Raw genomic sequence first — 19,261 nt, forward strand, 5'->3', positions numbered from 1 at the left:
AGGCCAATATAATTGGTCAGATATGTTTCGCTGCCATTATGTTGGCGTTGGCAGGAATGTAAGGCTTGAGAGTTACCAGATGATGACTTGAGGAAATTTATTACAAACTGTTGCACCTCTGTTTTTTTAAAAGAAAATGAAAAGGCCGACCATCATGGCCGGCCTTTCACGGTATTACTTGATCTGCATTACTTGAGCTGTATTACATGTAGCGCATCATGCAGCTGGCAGGCTAGGATAATCCGTATAGCCTTTTGCACCTGGTGTATAGAAAGTCGCTGCGTCAGGTGCATTCAAGGCCGCGCCCTGCTTGATACGTGCAGGCAGGTCAGGGTTAGCCAGGAAGCTGGTACCAAAAGCTACCGCATCCAGTGTGGAATTACTGATCGCTTGCGCTGCTTCTTCAACGTTGTAACCCATATTGCCGATCAACACACCTTTGTAGTTGGCGCGTGCAACGGTCATTACATCACCAGTCTGTGCCTGGAAGAAGTCAGAACGCATCAGGTGCAAATATGCCAGGTTGAATTCATTCAGACGTGTCGTCAGATAAGAAATCAGGGCCAGTGGGTCGCTGTCCTTCATGCTGTTATAGCTGTTGATTGGGGACAGGCGCAGGCCGACTTTATCAGCGCCAATGGCAGCACTGACTGCAGTCAATACTTCAAACAAAAAGCGCGCGCGGTTTTCTATCGAGCCACCATAGCTGTCAGTGCGCTTGTTGGCACTGTCACGCAGGAACTGATCAATCAGGTAGCCATTCGCACCATGCACTTCTACACCATCAAAGCCGGCAGCAATTGCATTTTTTGCGCCTTGTGCATAAGCGGCAACCAGCGCCGGAATTTCATCCAGACGCAATTCGCGTGGCACTGCATTTGGGATTTTACCGTCTGGTGTATGCACTTCGCTGTCAATCGCGATAGCGCTGGGGCCGACGTTTTCAACACCATTGTTGAATGCCGGAACAGCAGCACGGCCAGCGTGCCAGATCTGCATGAAAATCTTGCCGCCCTTTGCGTGCACGGCGTCAGTCACGACTTTCCATGCAGCGATTTGTTCTGCATTGTAGATGCCTGGTTCAGCATAAAAAGCGGAGGTATTTTCAGCCACCATCGTGCACTCAGTCACGATCAGGCCTGCGGTGGCGCGTTGACTATAGTATTCCGCCATCAGGGCGTTGGGCATATGACCAGCATCAGCACGTGCACGTGTCAGCGGGGCCATCAGGATGCGGTTAGCGAGGGATACAGAACCGGTTTGCAGAGGATTGAATAACATTTCTTAATTCCTTTATTGGGCGTGTTGGGGGCAGCAAAAATCGATGGTAAAACTCATATGGGCAAACTTAGGGTAAAACTTATTGGGTAAGCAAATCCAAAACTCTATGTGTAGCCAACCCAGGGTACTTCAAGACAAAAATTAGACTGGTCGTCTAGAAAAAACTTATAAGAATAAATGTTTCGTTACTATTGTTTGCTAAGAGGAATATGTTTCTTGTTTCAAGCTCAAAACTTTACAGCTTGAGCATCTTGCGGGTGGCTAACATGGCACTCTCCAGCGCACTCATGTCGCGCCGCATCTTGGTCAGCAAGCCTGCACCCAGCCACATCTGGTACAGGGTCAGTGCACATGCATCAGCATCCAGGTCTGCAGGTAGCGAACCGTCGATAATACCTTCACGCATGCAATCGGCCAGCCTGGCAATGATACTGTCCGTGCCACGTTGCAAGGTGACGCGCATGGCTTCAGACAAGTCAGACACCTCGCCACCGAGTTTGGTCGCCAGACACTGGCATTGCACACCCTCACCCGGGCGCTCCGGTAACCAACCCTGCCAGTAACGCATGAGGCGTTTGGCTGCTGGTATGTCTGGGTTTTTCAAAACCACATCAACTGCTGCCAGGTAGCCGGCAAAATAATCTTCCAGCAAGGCTTCGCCAAATAATTCCTTGGACTTGAAATAATGATAAAACGAGCCCTTGGGTACTGCCGCCGCCTTTAATACCTCGTTCAGGCCGACCACAGAAAAGCCCTTGCCCAGGATAATGGGCTTGGCTGTATCGAGGATATGTTGCCTGACATCGGTGCGTGGAGTGTTCATAGTTTTGAATTCTAAAACAAATTAGACCAGTCGTCTAGTGATTTTTTTGCAGAAAAATGCGTCGAAAAGGGACGAGAGCAGGTAAATAAGATTGGTCAGTGTTTTGAACGTGGATGTCATAGGCCGCGTATATTGAATCGCTTGATTGGTTGGCAACAAACGCAACCAGGCTCCAGCCTGCACTGGTAGGCTCACTATTGTCAGGAATAATCTCCTTGACCAAGCAATAACGAGTAATCTCCCTCCCTTTCAAGGGGAAGGAGCTTCAAGCATAATCGCTGGCAAAATTATTCAATTGCAGAATTAAGTTTCCAACGTAGAAAAATCGTCGAGACGCTGTACGTACTTGACGCTCCGAACGAGTAAAGAGAATTATTCCAGACAGCGGTGAGCGTAGGCAGGAACGCAGCGGCGTCCGTTGATCATCATAGACATCTTTTGCTGGCAAGCATCAAACCTGAAGTTATCGTAACAAAAGCTGCAATCCCCCAAATCCGTCATCCTCCAAAAAACTCCGCATGTATCGCCTGCAAAGCCAGCTTCCTGTCCTCCTGCTGTACCAGCATATACGCCGCCACCTCGCTGGCACCTGCAGCCGCGAGGCAGACATGCACGCCTGCCGCAATCGCTGCCGACAGGGCACGGCTGGCGATTGCGCCACCTACATCTGATGCCTCCAGCACACCGTCACCAACCACTGCGACAATAGCCACATCCGCGTTGCGTGACACTTCCACCACACCGGCCAGGTGATGTTCCACCAGTGCAGCGTAAGCCGCATCCAGATGGTCGCGTGATACCAGTATATTGATGGCTGTCTGCGCCGTAAGCACGCTCTTGATATTGATGCCATTGGCATCCAGCGTATTGGTCACCTGCGCCAGGATGCCAGGTTTGAATCCCACGCCAGGGCCGTGTAATTTCAGTATTGCCACGTCTTCTGTCGATGTCACACTCTTCACCACATCACGTGTCACCTTGCGTTGTGCATTGATGATGGTATACGGCAAGAGACCACGCTTGGGACGGGTGATGTTCAAGATACGGATAGGAATATTCTGGTCGAACAAAGGTTCTACCGTGCGCGGATGCAAGATCTTGGCGCCGAAGTAAGACAGCTCTGCTGCTTCCAGATAATTCAATTGCGTAATCGTATGCGGTGCACTCACCGTGCCAGGGTCGGCGCTGAGGAAACCATCCACGTCCTTCCATACATCCAGTGATTCTGCACCTATGCAGCAGGCGATGGATGCTGCTGAGTAATCTGAGCCGCCGCGGCCAAACAGGGTCGCCTTGCCATCACGATCTACTCCATAAAAGCCCGGCACGACGATGACTTCATTGCCTTGCAAGGCTTTCGAGACAGTCGGGGCGCTCGCATCAAAATCACAGGCGGCATTGCCAAATACGCCATCGGTGACCAGACCTATGTCTTCTGGCAAGGCTTCGCGTGCGCGTATGCCATGGCTGAGCAAGACTTCGGTCAGCAACAGGCTGGACAGACGTTCACCATAGCTGAGGATGGCATCATTGACAAAGGTGGGCACATCACCTATGCAGTGTATGCCGGTCAGATAACGGTCGAGCTGATCAAGGCGTACTGACAGGGCTTTTTCTATACGTGCGCGGTTGGTGGCATCACTGATATTGGCTTCCAGTATCTGCTTTTTCAGGACACGCAGGTTTTGTGTGTAATCCCGGCTTTCGGCCAGGGCAGCTGCGGTGCCCGCGCCTTCTCTTGCGGCTTGCACACAGGCGATGAGGGCATTGGTAATGCCATAAAAGGCAGATACCACCAGCACCAGTGGCTGTTGATAAGTTTGCACGACATTGACAACGCGGTTGATATCTTCAGGCTGGCGCAGATTGGAGCCACCAAATTTAACGACAATTTTTTTCATTGCAATTTCCAGGACAGGGATAGCGTGTTGATCACAGACATCCCGCAGACAGGATGCGAAATGAAGTATATCGAAACGACAAGGGTAATGCAGTGAGCCGGGCAGGTCAACGCGGCCACCATCTACGGCGAAAAAACAGGAGGCGAAACACTGCTGTATTCCCCCATTTGATCTGGCGCATTGTCTTTATAGTTGTAGCATCGCCCGTATTATGACCTATGCCTCATCATGAAAAAATGCCAAGCCCCGGATCACCCCCATTGCACGCATTGGGTGGCAGAGGGCGAGGCCGTCTGTGCTGCAGGTCATTCCCAGGCAGCCAGCCCCCGCAGACAGGAGTTATTGCATGCCTCTGCTGGCAAGCTGATGCAAAAGCGTGTAGCGGTGGCACCCGGTAATCTGCATCTGCATTTCAGCGGTTATGACCCGCGTGCCGCTGGTGGCCGTCAAACCATAAGGCTGGAGTTGCGTGGCATGTTGCCACCAGATATCAGCATCATCGAAGTGCAATTGCGCTCGGAACTGATAGCCGCTGGTGCTACAAAGCAACGCCTGCTGCGCACTGCATCTGGACTATGGCAACCCTTGTTGCTCAGCTTTTCTTCCAGAAACAAAGAACATGGGCAATACCCGCTTGAAATCAGCCTGTCGCATGAACAGGTATCGAAGGCCAGGCGTACATGGCTATGTACCAGCGTCATCTTTGTGCCGCGGGCAGACGCATCGCTGACAGAGATACACAGTGTGTTTTTAACCGCACAAAAGAATATACGGGTCGTAGCGGAAGATGGTGGAATTGCCACGCTCAGCGGATTGGGCCAGTCGAACGGTTATGCGCAAGGCAATATGAATATTGAAATCAGTGCCACGGATGCCTCTATAGCCAAACTGGACATGCGTCCACCGTCAGGCAAATATGAAATCGCCATGGGCACTATTGCCTGGGATGAAGAACTCATGGAAATCACTGGCGAACCTGAAGCCCCGTTGGCAATAGCCACTTCTGCCAGGCCAGAGAAAGTGCCGCCAGCCAGGCCAGCAACAAACACGTCAAAAACAACTGCAACACGATGGGCCGGCCTCACGGGACAACAGACCCGGCCTCACAGCAATATGCGGCTCTTTGCCCTGGATGAGTATGTGCTTGGCCGAATGGAGCAACATCCACAGGCTGACATTCTGCTCAGTCACCGCACCAGTAGCGCAGCAGAAAATGTCAGACTGACACGCCGCATCAGCGCCCGCCATGCCCTCATCCGCTGGAAGGGCGTGCGAGCAGAAATCACCGATGTCTCGCGCTATGGCACTTTGCTCGATGGCATGGTCATGGAAAAAGACCTGCCCTATGCTTTAAGTGCAGGCATGCAGATAGAGTTCTGCGCCAGCGTCAGAGGCATAGTCCGGCTACAGGTCATGGCGATACTGCCGCATGCCATGATCATTGCCGAGATAGATGCAGGGGCAGGAAGCGATTTGTTATACCTGATCAAACCAGAAACCCGCCCCCAGGCCGCCGCACAAAGTCCGCCAGCAGGCTTGCCACTGGTATTTCATTTTCAGGGTGGGTTCTGGCACCGGGACATAGCGACATTGCAAGAAAACAGCCTGGATGCACACACTGATTTGAAGGCAATTCCTCAGTTGGCATCAGTAGGTCGGTATGCAAGTGTGCCTTATGCAGGCGTACAGGACTATGGGACAAGATACTGATTGCCCGCAAATAAGACATTTCTTAACATTCTTCAGCATTCCTCTGTGCCCCTGCCCAATGTGTTGAAAGGTCTTGTCTTTTCCATACAAATCACGATCTGGCCCTAAAACCCCCTTCTGTTCCCGTCTTTCAAATCTACCCCCGGTGCTACCATTTTTGCTCAGGTGCAGTTCCCTCGTCCCCGCACCGCGCCGCGATAGAAGGAGTTCCCCATGTTCAGCATCTTTGCCAGTTCCAAGCTCAAATGCCCTCAGTGCGACCATAACAATATACAAGATGCAATTTATTGTACGCATTGTGGCCTGATGCTGAGCAGCCCTCGCCATGAGACGATATTGCGCCACAATCGCTGGCTGCCAAAAGAGAACGAGGTCGCCATGTATTTTGGCGTGCGTCCACTCAACAGCATTACCAAACAGGATTTGCATATCCCGGTCAGCGCCCGCGCGTATATATTGCAAGAAGGACGTTTCGTTGAATTGCAGGCCGGTGACTATATAGGGCAAGACATCAGCAGCCAGCTCATGGGTTTGCAGACCGACAGAGCGGCAGAAATCTTGCTGACGCGCCTGAATCCCTTTGCCCTGCTGTTCAGTTTTGAAGACCTGCATACGGCAGAATTTCTGGCTATCGCAGCCAAATTTGTCATCAGCGTCAAGATTGCCGACGTGCCTGCATTTGCCAAACACTTCATGGCTGCGCCAGGCATCATCACCTGCCAGCAATTGCAACAATTGCTGGAACCCATGGTGCGTCAGATTGCGCTTGAATTCCTGGGCGCACAATCCTTAAGGGACTTGCAAGACAATGTCCACCTGCGCCAGCAACTCGATGAGCGTTTGCTCTCGACACTGAATTTGTCGATTGCGGAATATGGTTTCGTCGCGACCCAGGCCGTGACCCGCGAAGTGCGGCATGACAAGCTGACAGATGACAGGGAAAAAATCAGTGAAAGAATAAGCAGCATGCATCTGATTATCGATGGTCAGCGCGCCAAGCTGGAACAAAGCAAACTTATCGATGCACTCTATACCAATAGTGAATGGCAAAAGATCGCCAGACAGGAAGAGCAAATCCGCCTGCGTTACCGCCATGAAGAAATGCGCCAGCAGTTTGGCAAAGACCTGGGCTGGCTCTACATGCAAGGCCATGCAGAGGATGCAAAAAAACGCCTGAGCCGTGCCAAGTTGCGCCAGGATGAAAATGAAAGACTGCAAACCATACGCGCGCGTGAGCTGGAATTGTATGGCCGCATTGCCGATGCCACCACCCGCAAACATGCGCTGGAACGCGGTGCCGCAGAGACCATCAAAGAACTGGAACACGGTCTCAAGCAGAAATCCGAACATCGCCAGAACGAAGCAGACCAGTGGCTGCATATACGCACCATGGCACGTATCAAGATGCGTTCAGAATCAGAAATCACCCAGCTTCAGGGTAAGGAAGCTGCGCAACTGATGCAGCAAAAAATCCAGCATCAGTTAAAAAAATTCCAGCTCGAACACGAGTTTGCGCAAGCCAACCTGATCGCTGACCAGGAACAGCAAAAAGTCCAGACAGAATTATTGCGCCACAGGCAAAACCAGTTGGCACGCCGTGAGCAGGAACTGGAAGAGGAAGAACAAAAAAGCCGCCTGATACTGATCAGCATAGAAGCAGAAGCCAAGGCCAGGGAGTTCCAACGCATACAGGCATGGGAAGAAGAATTGCAACAGCAGCGCACACGTGCGTTGCAACGTGAAGACAGCATCAGCGATGTGGATACTGCATTCAAACTCAGCCAGGTGCAGGAAAAGATCAATGGCATCAAACGCAACGACAGCCAGGCCGATGCCATGGCCCAGCATGAAAAGCTGCTGACGACGTTGAAAGCCCATGCCCTGTTTGAACAACAAACGCAGCAGCAACAACATCAGGCCAGGCTGGCCGAGGTGGAAATAGAAACCCTGCGCCAGCAACTCAGGCAGCAAGAAGATGAACGTCGCTGGAAAAAAGAACTGCAACAGGCAGAAGCCGAGCGGGCTGACAAATTCGCCAGACTCAGCCTGGAACGCGAACAGCGCCAGGCTGAACAGGCGCATGATGCCCTGCTGGCCCGCATTGCCATAGAGCGCATGAACGCCATCGCCAACTTTAGCGAAACCGGCAAGATCGCCACTGCCGATCCAGCCAATGCGATTGCACTGGCCGAGATCGTCAAGGTTCAGGCACAAGCCAGCCTGACGGCTGAACAAATCCTCGCCATGCAGGCTGGCAGCTCAGAACATGCTGCCAATGCCATGAGTGCCCTGGTCAGTGCGCAGCAAGGCATGAGTTGGGAGCAGGCCGTCAAGATGTTGCAAGAGCGCATACAGGACGAACGCGGGCAAAGAGAAGCTGAACAGCAAAGGCGTCATGAGATAGACCTGAGCATGGCGCAAAACCTGGGCAGCCGTGTAGCGCAGTCGGGCCAGGCAGGTAGAAAATAGGTAATTAAAGAATGTAGTCGAGTACAGCAAAAATTGATCTTAAGCCCTATACCCCTAGCCCTATACCCATTTGAAGAACCCAGCCCCTGACAATGCAAACGCCACTACAAAAAATCCGTGAATTGCGCGCATTGCTGGATGAAGGTCTGCTCACAGAAGACGAATTCACGCAACGCAAAGACGCTATTCTCGATAATGAGCTTGCCCCTGCTATTTCCAGGCAGACCAGCAAAGCCGCGCAAGAAGCGGCACAGGGCACTGACCTGGGTTTTCTGGCGGGGCAAGAAGTGGGTGGTGTTTCCAAACGCTACAGGCTGGAAAAACTCCTGGGGCAAGGCGGCATGGGCCAGGTGTGGCAAGCCAGCGACCTGGCAACCCAGGCTGAGCTTGGGCATAGCGAGACGGTTGCGCTCAAGATCTTGCCGCCACAACTTACCCAGAGTGCCCTGCATGCACGCCTCCTGGTGGAAGAAGCCTCGCTGGTGCGCAGGCTCGCGCATGAGCATATCGTCAGGGTCTATGACTGGGCCCGCGACCCGGCCACCAACAGCTATTTCATCATCATGGAATATCTGGACGGGCACGATCTGGAAAACTATCTCATCAAGCATACCCGCTGCACCCTCAAGCAAGTGCTGGACATGCTCAGCCCTGTGGCCGATGCACTCGATTATGCCTGGGGCAAACACAAACTCGTGCACCGTGATCTGAAACCGAGTAACCTCTTGCTGACAACAGCAGGTGACATCAAACTGCTTGATTTTGGCATCTCGGCACGTTTGCGCAGCCATACCCAGGCAGGCTTGATTTCAACCAGCATGACCCCTTCGCGTTCTCCCTATGCGGGTACCGCAGGTTACCGCGCGCCGGAAGCTGGCAGCCATCAGCACAGTCCCGGTCTGGATGTGTATGCCGTTGCTGTCATGATTTACCAGATGCTGGAAGCGGCCATGCCCTTTGGCGAATATCGCCACCCTCAGCAGCAACCGATACAACCAGCTGCACTGAACGCCGCCCAATGGCAAGTCTTGCAAAGTGGTTTTGCCATCCAGCCAGACCAGCGCCCTGCCAGTGTGCGTGCGTTATTGCAAACTCTGCAGGCTGCAGCCAGGCCGCTTGGCAACGCAGCACAAAGCAAGGCAGCCAGTCATGGCAAACAGCCAGAAATAAAAGAATCCCCAATAGAGGCAGCAGCCCGCCAGCGCGCCGAACAAAGACGGCAACGTAAGGAACTGGAAAAACAAAGACGCGAACAAGCCAGCGCTGCCCTGCGTGCACTCATTGCCAGACAAAATCGTCTGCATGCCATAGAAGATGCCCAGCGTCGTCAGAAAGACGAACAACAGCGCCTGCACAAAGAACAGCAAGAACAAAAACGCCTGCAGGAAGAGGCGATGACTGCGGTTACACATAGCGGTGCACCAGGGGATGTCACCATTACATGGGAAGAAGCACAGCGCTATCTTGCCGCCATCAGCCGCAACACAGGATCAGAGAACGGGCAAGTTCCTGGCATGACAGCGTGAATGCAAAAGGCCCGTCCCATTTTAAGGCGACAGGCCTTGATCTCAATTCAACAGCTTAGTTCCTGACCGCAGCCAGAATCGCTTCTGCAACCGCTTTAGGCTGGGACAACATCGGCACATGGCTGGTTGGTAGCGTGGTTGTCACGGCATTGATCTTTTTCGCAAACGCCGCTTGCAAGCCCGGATCTATCATGCGGTCCTTGCTGGCGACGATGTAATAATTTGGTTTGTTTTTCCATGCAGCGAATGTCACCGGTTCGCCAAACACCTTGGCTGGCAACAGGCCTTGGGTAGTGGCCAGCACCGCCGTTTTTTCTTTTGGCACATCTTGCGCAAAGTTGGTCGCAAATGATTCCGGTGACAATTCCAGATTACCGTTCGCATCAGGTTTCAGGGTCGCGATACCTGGCGGTACAGGGTAATCTTTACCCAGGCCGCCCAGTGCCTCACCTTCAGATGGTGCAAAGGCGGCCACATACACCAGCGCCTTGATTTTGTCGCTGACACCCGCCTGTGTGATCACCGCGCCACCCCATGAGTGGCCTACCAATACTACCTTGCCAGTCTGTGCATCAACTACACGCTGTACCGCAGCTACATCATCTGCCAGAGAAGACAAGGGGTTTTGCACGGCGACGACTTTCACCCCTTTGGCTTGCAGGTAAGGCGTGACCTGGTTCCAGCTTGAGCCATCGGCGAAAGCGCCATGGACCAGAACTACCGTGGTGTCATTGCCAGAGGCAGCCAATGCATGGCCTGGCAAGGCAGCAGCAGAGGCAAGGGCGACAGACAAGATCAATGCAGTTTTACTTATGTTTTTCATGATGAGCTTTCAAAGAAAATTTAAAAACAGATAAATTGGTTAGCGCGCTAAGTATTTAAATGGCATTTCCTGTCTTTTGCGCTTTGCCATGTGCTGAATAATAGCGCGCTAATAATTAGTGCGCAAGTTAAATTTGAATATTTTTATTGCTGCTTGTTTTCAATTTAACTGTCGAGGTGGCTACTCAGCTTGTTCAGGCCTGCCATGAGTTGCTGGAAATCAGACAGCTGCAAGTCGCAGGCAGCGGCAATTTTCTGACTGATACGTACTCCGGCTGTGCGCAGTTTATTGCCTTCGTCCGTCAGCGTCAGAACCCGATTACGCTCGTCTTTTGGGTCGCGGTTACGCAGCAGATAACCTTCTGCTTCCAGCCGCTTGACCACAGGCGTGATAGAACCAGAGTCCTGTCCCAGGCGGTTAGCCAGATCGCGTATCCCCAGGCCTTCTTCTTCCCACAACACCACCATGACCAGGTATTGCGGATAAGTCAGATTCAACTCGGCCAGCAGCGGCTTGTACAACTGCGTCATCTTCAAGGACGTGGAGTACAGGTTGAAACACAGATGGTCTGCGAGCAGGGGTGGTTTGCGGGTAGTCATTTGGTAAAAGCTTCTTTGGAGGAGCTTAGCGTAACGTAATTTGGGGTAGTGAGCAAATGTGAGTGGCGTTGGCCCGGCCCAACCTACGACGAAGGCCCACCTAGGTTATTTTTTATCCCGCCCACCAACTCCCGCATCTGCACATGCAATTCATCTTCCCACTCCACTTTCAACTGCTGCTTGGCCCGCAGATAGTGATCAGTGAACACTTCGAGATACATTTCCAGCGCCTGTGCAGCCGCAGTCTCGCCCGCCAGCCCCAGGCACAGAGCCGCGACTTCAGACGTACACAAATGATCGTCCCGCCGGGAACGGCGCAAGCGATAGCGTGACAACTGTTCCGGCAACAGGCTCAACACCGGGAACTGCGCCAGGTAAGGACTTTTCTTGAATATCTTGCGTGCCTCTGGCCAGGTCGCATCCAGCAAAATGAACAGCGGGCGCTTGTGACTATTCTGCTCTGCATCTACAGATGGCAACTCCATAATCACCCGCTCTGGAGCCACAAATTCACCGGGAAATACTACATACGGCTGCCATTGCGGGTCCGCCAGCACGGTCAGTAAAGCCGGATCGACTTCGGTACGCGCCCAGCCAAAAGCCATGGTATCGGGCACCACGTCGGCAATCAGCCAGCCGGTGTTGCTGGGTTTTAACGTCTCATGTTCAGCCATCAGCAGGCATACTCCGGCGCGGGTAGGCACGATGGGGCGCAACTCACACATGCAATGACTGAGTATCAGCCTGCAAGCACCGCAACGCTCGCCCTTGGGCCCGCCACGTGCCAGAAACGGCCTGGTACTGCGTTCCAGACGGGCAGAACGCAAGCGCGACACAGCATGTGGTGAAGAAATGAGCTTCATAGGTGAATCAGGATTGGTCATGCAGGCAACAAAGACAGTATGCCCGTTCAGACCGCAAACAGGCAGGCAATATTATCGGGGAAATTGGCGTCCTGCTGATACATCCAGACGCCCAGACGGCCAGTTCTGGCCTGAAGAAGCGGGTACTGCAAAAAAACAGTACCCGGCTGCAACCAAGTAATAGCAATCAGCGGTAAAACGCCTCAACCACGCCCTTGACCTTGATCATCAGGGGATTGCCTTTGCGATCACGTGCCTTGCCAGCAGCAACACTGATCCAGCCTTCGCTGATGCAATATTCTTCAACGTCATTGCGCTCTTTGCCATTGAGCTTAATACCGACATCGTGCTGAAACACGGCGGCAACATGATAAGGGCTGCGCGGATCAACCGACAGGCGATCTGGCAATGGGGGGAGTTGTGTAGTGTCGTTCATGACCGCAATTATCTCTTAGAAGTGGTGGCGATTCAATGACTCTCATGCTTCGGTATAAATAAGCTAATATTAAAAACGCATTGGGCTAAGTCGCTTTCAGGTCAACAATATATCGCTCAGCCCATAAGCCTGTCATAAACAAAGCCTTAAATGTAGTCACCAGTAGCAGTTTGCGTAAAAAAGAAGCCCGATCGGGCCAGAGCATCAATCGATAGTCAAAACAAATTGAATCAATAAATTAAATTAAGTATACCTATTGCTCATCCATCTCTACAATCGATCAGGTAGTAGAGTTCATCGCATCCTCTTGATGAAATGAGCTCGCGTGTCACTCAATCAAAGGAGATAAGAATGTCTAACGAAGCAAAATGCCCATTCTCTGGCAGCGCCCGCACCGCAGTCGCAGCCAGCCACGCCAACGCAGACTGGTGGCCGAACCAACTGAACCTCAAGATATTGCACCAACACTCCCCGGCATCCAATCCGCTGGGCGAAGATTTCAACTATGCAGAAGCATTCAAGACCCTGGACCTTGATGCCGTCATCAAAGACCTGCATGCCCTGATGACAGATTCGCAAGAATGGTGGCCTGCTGATTACGGTCACTACGGCCCCTTCTTCATTCGCATGGCCTGGCATAGCGCGGGTACCTATCGCACCAGCGATGGTCGCGGCGGCGCTGGCGCTGGTGCGCAGCGCTTTGCACCCCTCAATAGCTGGCCTGACAATGGCAATCTCGACAAGGCACGCCGCCTGCTCTGGCCTATCAAGCAAAAATACGGCAACAAACTGTCCTGGGCAGATCTGATGATATTGGCCGGTAATGTTGCGCTCGATTCCATGGGCTTCAAGACCTTTGGTTTTGCCGGTGGCCGTCCCGACATCTGGGAGCCGGAAGAAGACATTTACTGGGGGCCAGAAGGCAAATGGCTGGACGACCAGCGCTATAGCGGCGACCGCGACCTGCAAAAGCCGTTGGCCGCCGTGCAAATGGGCCTGATCTATGTGAACCCGGAAGGCCCGAACGGCAAGCCCGACCCGCTGGCATCAGCCCGCGATATCCGCGAAACCTTCGCCCGCATGGCCATGAATGACGAAGAAACAGTCGCCCTGGTTGCCGGTGGCCACACTTTTGGTAAAGCCCACGGCGCAGGCGACCCTGCACAGGTAGGCGCAGAACCGGAAGCCGCCAGCATAGAAGAGCAAGGCCTGGGCTGGAAGAACAGCTTTGGCACAGGCAAAGGCGTGCACACCATCACCAGCGGCATCGAAGGTGCTTGGACGCCAACACCTATTACCTGGGACAATTCTTACTTCGAAACCCTGTTTGGCTATGAATGGCAACTCAATAAGAGCCCGGCCGGTGCCCATCAATGGATACCCACCGACCCAGCTGCAAAAACCACCGTGCCTGATGCGCATGATCCATCCCTGCGTCATGCACCAATGATGACGACGGCAGACATGGCCCTGCGCACTGACCCTGCGTATGAAAAAATCTCGCGCCGTTTCCTGCAAAACCCGCAAGAGCTGGCAGATGCCTTCGCCCGCGCCTGGTACAAACTGACTCACCGTGACATGGGCCCCATCAGTCGTTACCTTGGTCCTCTGGTACCGAAAGAAGAATTGATCTGGCAAGACCCTATCCCTGCAGTCAATCATGCCCTGGTTGATGACAAGGACATTGCCAGCCTCAAGGCAAAGCTGCTGGCATCCGGCCTCAGCATATCGCAACTGGTGAGCACCGCCTGGGCATCTGCTTCCACCTTCCGTGGCAGCGACAAACGCGGCGGCGCAAATGGGGCACGCATACGCCTGGCACCACAAAAAGACTGGGAAGCCAACCAGCCAGAGCAACTGGCCAAGGTGCTGGCCAAACTGGAAGCCATACAGTCAGAGTTCAACGCCGCCCAGTCTGGCGGCAAAAAAATCTCGCTGGCTGACCTCATCGTCCTTGGTGGTACTGCTGCCGTTGAAGCCGCGGCGAAAAAAGCGGGTTATGACATACAGGTAGCTTTCACCCCTGGCCGCATGGATGCGACGCAAGAACAGACCGACGTAGAATCTTTTGAAGTCCTCGAACCTGCTGCAGACGGCTTCCGCAACTACCTGCGCAAAGGACTGGAAGGCTCTGCCGCCGCACTGCTGATAGACAAGGCACAACTGCTTAAACTCAGTGCGCCAGAAATGACCGTGCTGATAGGTGGCCTGCGTGCCTTGAATGCCAATGCCGCTCAGTCGCAACTTGGTGTTTTCACCAAACGACCAGAAACATTAAGCAATGATTTCTTCGTCAACTTGCTGGACATGAATACCAGGTGGCAAAAGTCCGGCACAGAAGGTGTGCTCGAAGGCCGTGATCGTGTGAATGGCGAAGTGAAATGGACAGCCAGCGTAGTCGATCTGGTCTTCGGCTCCAACTCACAACTGCGCGCCCTGGCAGAAATCTATGCAAGCAGTGATTCGCAACAAAAGTTCGTGCAAGATTTTGCAGCGGCCTGGAGCAAGGTCATGAACGCGGACAGGTTTGATTTGCTGTGAACCTGAAAAACTCGCATGAATTGAGGCATTGACGTACTGATCTGGTAGTGATTTTTGGCTACCAGATCAGCATTAGCTACATCTTGCAAACTACCAGAGCTTGTTGAATCCTATATCTTGCTATGCCTGCAAAAACTTAGCATGCGAATCTACTCTTGCTTGAGCTTGCTGGCATGCGACATCATTCTGACGCCAAAGAATGTACCGATAGGGAAAGCGAACAATAAGGGAGTTGCCAAAATATACGAAGCAGTAGATGCCCATGTTTTACCTTTTTCAACAGCATCACTGGTCTTGTAATGTGCAAAAGTCCAAGGAATAAAAATTCCGCAAGCAATCAACATTTTTACCAGCTCGTCTCCACCTTTGCTAAAGCTTTCATACAGCGAATACAGACATAGCAGTGACATAAAAGCATACATCACAGCGAAATAAAGATGCATGCTCGTGAGTGGGCGCACAGGTGAATTACTGTCCCATGAAGAAGACATAGTGGTGATCTTTCAAATTTTGATTTTATTGATACGTATGCGCCCGGTGCACTGTGAAAAATACTACACGATGATGCAATCTTAATCAAACGCAAAGCAAATTCGGAGAAAATTCACAGATAAGCGCAATTGATTGATCGCAGTTTTACGTGCGTCGCGTACGGACATTAGGCACGTCAATCTCGTATCATAGTGAGGCTTGGCCCAGGTGACGAAATCTCAAAGGCCAGACTAGCCACCCCAATAGCTATCCTCAATGGACATCAACTAGTCTTCCCGACTCCCGCCACCTTCAAAGTATCCTTGTCAAACCCAGCCAAACGTTTATAACGCAAAGAAATCGCCTCAAGCTCAGCCTGCGCAATCACCTCATTCACATCAGAAAAACCCTGAGGCGCACGCTCCTCTGCCATCTGCATCACCTGCTCAGGCCCGTTCATGCGGTTACGCAATACTATGCCTGTCGTGCGCGGCAAACGCTCAGCTTCATACTCACGCAAGGCATACAAGGTACTTGCTTCACCACGCAGGCAATCGGCCAGGCAGTCACTCAAATACCGCGCATCAAGTATTGCCTGCGCACTACCGTTCGAGCCTATAGGGTACATGGGGTGGGCAGCATCACCCAGCAGCGTCACACGTTCAAATGTCCAGCGCGGCAAAGGGTCACGATCTACCAGCGGGAATTCATATACCACCTCTGCGGCCTCTATAAGTGCAGGAATATCTATCCAGCCCCAGTTCCAGCTATCAAAGGGTTTGCTGAATGTAGATTTATCGACCTTGCGGTTCCAGTCCGAGGCGGGCAATTCGCCACCCGGCACCCGCAATTCTGCAATCCAGTTGATCAGCGAACGGCCCTGTTTGCGCAAAGGCTCAGAGATAGGGTAGCAAACAAATTTCTGGTCCTGGTGCCCCGCCATGAACATGCTGCGCCCATCCATATACGGTGCAGCTTCTGTCACGCCACGCCACAACATGCGTCCAGAAAACCGTGGCTGATCACCCTGCGGATACAAAAAGCGCCGCACTGCTGAATGTATGCCATCCGCACCTATCAGCAAATCAGACTCCACCGTCACCGCCGCTTTGTCCGCCTGCCTTGTGAAAGTAGAAATCACCTTGTCTGCGACCTGCTCAAAAGACGTGAATGCATGACCTTGGTGGATACACCCAGCACCCAGGCGCTCAATGACATTTTGCAACAAAGTCATCTGCAATTCGCCACGGTGTATCGAGTATTGCGGTGAGTCATACCCAGCTGCACGGCCACGTGGCTCCTGCCAGATTTTTTGCCCCAATTTATTGAAGTAGGACAATGATGAGGTCTCGATGCCCAGCTCGGCAAGGCAGCTTTCCAGCCCCAACTGGCACAATTGCTGGCTCGCATGCGGCAGCAAATTAATGCCCACACCCAGCGGCTTGATCTCATTGACTGCTTCATAGACTTCTACATCTATCCCGCGCTCATGCAACATCAAGGCAAGAGTCAGGCCACCTATCCCGGCACCAGCGATTACCACTTTCATGTCTTCCTCCAGCAAATTGATAATACTGCGCGTTTTTAAATACGACTATATTGTTCTACTGTATAACAATTATTCCGGGTAACACAAGTCTTGTTGCAAATTTCTATTTGTCTATTGCTGGTAATGTAGATTAGCTAATTTAAAATAACCCAACATGTACAATACTTCAACGAACAAGTTCACTCATATTGCCTGACCATGCCCAAACAAAAAACAGACAACTCCAAAGTACAAGCCAGGGCCGTAGCAAGCAAGCGTCAGCCCAGCACACCGCAACTGCCCACTTTCAACGCCCGTATAGAAGGCATAGACTATGGCATCCTTGATGAACTGACTGGCTACGCCGTCCGCCGCGCCCAGCTATCCATCTATGCAGACTTCAGTGCCAGCCTCTGTGTCTATGACATCACCCCCAGCGCTTCTCATCCTTGGTGATAGTCAGCAACAATCCAGGCATCTCCCAAACCCGCCTCGCAGAAGTCATGGGCATCGCCCGCTCAGGTGTGGTCGCCATCATCGACAATTTTGAACAGGCAGGCCTGCTGGAACGCCAGGGTTCTGGCGACCGCAGGGCCTATAACCTGCACCTGACCAAAGAAGGCCAGAAGCAATTAGAGAAATACCAGCAGGCAGTGAAAGAACACGATGACAGGGTTAGCCAGCACCTGAACGCGAAGGAAAGGCAGCAGTTGCGTGCCTTGCTGGGGAAGTTGTGTGTGGAGCCGAAGTAATAATTTTGCGTAGGTTGGGCCGCGCCTCGCTAGGTTACGCTGCATCAACCCAACACTTAGCGGTTAAATAAGGTATACGTTTATTGAGGCCCAGTGTTGGGCTGATACCCCGTAGCCCAACCTACGGTATACGAGTTTACGTTTTCGTGGCGCAATGACTACATCGTCGTCGCCAACGCGAAACTCAAAAATTCAAATCCCCGCTTGCATCCCATCCAAAATATTATTATATTAAATAACTGTTATGCGACATAACAATATTGCGTCGCAATAAAAAAAGCAAAATTGCTAGCCCGGCCAGCAACAAGGCCTATAGAGAAAAGCAACAATACGCCACACCACGCATCTGCAATACCAACAATAATTCAGGAGACCGCAATGCAAATCAAACTCAAACCCAGCTTATTGGCCTTGCTGATAGCCGCCACCACAGGCATGGCCCACGCCGACATCACCATAGGCGTCAGCCTGCCACTGACCGGCCCCGCATCTGGCCTGGGCATTCCCACCAAAAACGGCATAGGCCTGTGGCCAGAAACCATAGGTGGTGAAAAAGTAAAACTGATTATTCTGGACGATGCATCCGACACCACCCAATCGAGCAAGAACGCCCGCAGACTTATCACTGACGACAAGGTTGATGTCATCGTCGGTTCTACCGCCACACCTGCCTCCGTTGCCCTGGCAGAAGTTGCCTCTGAACTCAAGACGCCACAAATCTCTACCTCGCCTGTTGAGGTAGCACCCGGCAAAGGTACCTGGACTTTCCGTGTCGCTCAATCAACCCCGCTCATGGCCCACGCCGTGGCTGATCACATGAAAAAAACAGGTGTCAAAACCTACGCCTACCTTGGTTATTCTGATGCCTATGGCGAAACCTGGTTCAAGGCCATCACCGCTGCTGCCAGCAAAGACGGCTTGCAATCGGTCGCCACAGAACGCTTCAACCGCCCCGACACCAGCGTCACCGCACAAACCCTGAAGTTACTTGCCGCCAAGCCAGATGCGATACTCATAGGCGCATCCGGCAGCGGTGCAGCCATGCCGCACAAGGCTTTGATAGAACGCGGCTACAAAGGCAAAATCTACCAGACTCATGGCGCCGCCTCGCGTGACCTGATACGCCTGGGCGGCAAAGATGTAGAAGGCGCCTTCGTCGTCGCAGGCCTGGCCATCCTGCCCGAGCTGCTGCCAGACAACCACCCGTCAAAACAACTGGCTACAGACTTCACCAACCGCTATGAAAAACAATACGGCGAAGGCACAAGAAACCAGTTCGCCGCCCACGGCTACGACGCCTACCTGCTACTGAACCGCGTCATCCCCCTGGCACTGAAAAAAGCCAAGCCCGGCACACCAGAATTCCGCGCAGCTTTGAAAGATGCGATGGAATCCGAGATCGATATCCCTATTACCCAGGGTGTTTTGCATTACACAGCAAATGACCGTTTCGGTCTGGAAGAAAAGGCGAGGGTGATGTTGACCATACAAGGTGGCAACTGGAAAGCCGTAGGCCCTTGATGTTCAGGGTGAAACCT

General features: G+C 52.5%; 16 protein-coding genes. 7 read left to right on the forward strand and 9 right to left on the reverse strand.

Features of this window, described 5'->3' with window-relative positions; translation table 11 throughout:
* Positions 1–216: 216 nt before the first annotated feature.
* The 3 genes from UNDKW_RS29330 to UNDKW_RS29340 all read right to left on the reverse strand — a co-directional run bounded on the left by UNDKW_RS29330 (position 217) and on the right by UNDKW_RS29340 (position 4,005).
* Entirely contained in the window at positions 217–1,281 is a 1,065-nt protein-coding gene (locus tag UNDKW_RS29330) for an alkene reductase (RefSeq protein ID WP_162061656.1), read from the reverse strand.
* Positions 1,282–1,516: 235 nt separating this feature from the next.
* On the reverse strand, positions 1,517–2,104 hold the full coding sequence (locus tag UNDKW_RS29335) for a TetR/AcrR family transcriptional regulator (RefSeq protein ID WP_162061657.1): 588 nt from the start codon (positions 2,102–2,104) through the stop codon (positions 1,517–1,519).
* A 497-nt stretch (positions 2,105–2,601) separates the two neighbouring features.
* The gene (locus UNDKW_RS29340; protein ID WP_162061658.1) at positions 2,602–4,005 is read right to left on the reverse strand and encodes an aspartate kinase; all 1,404 of its coding nucleotides are present in this window, start codon (positions 4,003–4,005) and stop codon (positions 2,602–2,604) included.
* A gap of 228 nt (positions 4,006–4,233) precedes the next feature.
* On the opposite strand from UNDKW_RS29340, the gene UNDKW_RS29345 reads away from it, so the two are divergent.
* The 3 genes from UNDKW_RS29345 (at position 4,234) to UNDKW_RS29355 (ending at position 9,710) form a co-directional block, all read left to right on the forward strand.
* On the forward strand, positions 4,234–5,715 hold the full coding sequence (locus tag UNDKW_RS29345; protein ID WP_162061659.1) for an FHA domain-containing protein: 1,482 nt from the start codon (positions 4,234–4,236) through the stop codon (positions 5,713–5,715).
* Between the two features lie 213 nt (positions 5,716–5,928).
* Complete coding sequence (locus tag UNDKW_RS29350) at positions 5,929–8,184, forward strand: hypothetical protein (protein ID WP_162061660.1); 2,256 nt, start codon at positions 5,929–5,931, stop codon at positions 8,182–8,184.
* Between the two features lie 92 nt (positions 8,185–8,276).
* Positions 8,277–9,710, forward strand: a complete 1,434-nt coding sequence (locus tag UNDKW_RS29355; protein WP_162062161.1) for a protein kinase — start codon at positions 8,277–8,279, stop codon at positions 9,708–9,710.
* A 55-nt stretch (positions 9,711–9,765) separates the two neighbouring features.
* On the opposite strand, the gene UNDKW_RS29360 is transcribed toward UNDKW_RS29355, so the two are convergent.
* The 4 genes from UNDKW_RS29360 to UNDKW_RS29375 form a co-directional block, all read right to left on the reverse strand.
* A complete protein-coding gene (locus tag UNDKW_RS29360) occupies positions 9,766–10,533 on the reverse strand; it encodes an alpha/beta fold hydrolase (RefSeq protein WP_162061661.1) in 768 nt (255 codons plus the stop codon).
* Between the two features lie 164 nt (positions 10,534–10,697).
* Positions 10,698–11,132, reverse strand: coding sequence for a MarR family winged helix-turn-helix transcriptional regulator (locus UNDKW_RS29365; RefSeq protein WP_162061662.1), 435 nt, complete (start codon positions 11,130–11,132; stop codon positions 10,698–10,700).
* 83 nt (positions 11,133–11,215) lie between these two features.
* A complete protein-coding gene (locus UNDKW_RS29370) occupies positions 11,216–11,995 on the reverse strand; it encodes a tRNA-uridine aminocarboxypropyltransferase (RefSeq protein WP_232063169.1) in 780 nt (259 codons plus the stop codon).
* 187 nt (positions 11,996–12,182) lie between these two features.
* The gene (locus tag UNDKW_RS29375) at positions 12,183–12,431 is read right to left on the reverse strand and encodes a DUF3297 family protein (RefSeq protein ID WP_162044265.1); all 249 of its coding nucleotides are present in this window, start codon (positions 12,429–12,431) and stop codon (positions 12,183–12,185) included.
* 351 nt (positions 12,432–12,782) lie between these two features.
* Between UNDKW_RS29375 and katG the strand changes: the two genes are divergently transcribed.
* A complete protein-coding gene (gene katG / locus UNDKW_RS29380; protein WP_162061664.1) occupies positions 12,783–14,972 on the forward strand; it encodes a catalase/peroxidase HPI in 2,190 nt (729 codons plus the stop codon).
* 149 nt (positions 14,973–15,121) lie between these two features.
* Here the strand turns inward: katG and UNDKW_RS29385 are convergent, their stop codons facing one another.
* On the reverse strand, positions 15,122–15,463 hold the full coding sequence (locus UNDKW_RS29385) for a hypothetical protein (protein WP_162061665.1): 342 nt from the start codon (positions 15,461–15,463) through the stop codon (positions 15,122–15,124).
* Positions 15,464–15,726: 263 nt separating this feature from the next.
* A complete protein-coding gene (locus UNDKW_RS29390) occupies positions 15,727–16,992 on the reverse strand; it encodes a flavin-dependent oxidoreductase (protein WP_162061666.1) in 1,266 nt (421 codons plus the stop codon).
* Between the two features lie 198 nt (positions 16,993–17,190).
* Here UNDKW_RS29390 and UNDKW_RS29395 point away from each other — a divergent pair, with 198 nt between their 5' ends.
* The 3 genes from UNDKW_RS29395 (at position 17,191) to UNDKW_RS29405 (ending at position 19,244) form a co-directional block, all read left to right on the forward strand.
* Positions 17,191–17,427, forward strand: coding sequence for a hypothetical protein (locus tag UNDKW_RS29395; RefSeq protein ID WP_162061667.1), 237 nt, complete (start codon positions 17,191–17,193; stop codon positions 17,425–17,427).
* The gene (locus tag UNDKW_RS29400; protein ID WP_162061668.1) at positions 17,424–17,723 is read left to right on the forward strand and encodes a MarR family winged helix-turn-helix transcriptional regulator; all 300 of its coding nucleotides are present in this window, start codon (positions 17,424–17,426) and stop codon (positions 17,721–17,723) included. Before UNDKW_RS29395 ends, UNDKW_RS29400 begins: the two co-directional genes overlap by 4 nt.
* Positions 17,724–18,101: 378 nt before the next feature.
* Complete coding sequence (locus UNDKW_RS29405) at positions 18,102–19,244, forward strand: ABC transporter substrate-binding protein (RefSeq protein WP_162061669.1); 1,143 nt, start codon at positions 18,102–18,104, stop codon at positions 19,242–19,244.
* The last annotated feature ends 17 nt before the right edge of the window (positions 19,245–19,261 follow it).

It is taken from the genome of Undibacterium sp. KW1 (genome assembly GCF_009937955.1).
Taxonomy (GTDB): domain Bacteria; phylum Pseudomonadota; class Gammaproteobacteria; order Burkholderiales; family Burkholderiaceae_D; genus Undibacterium.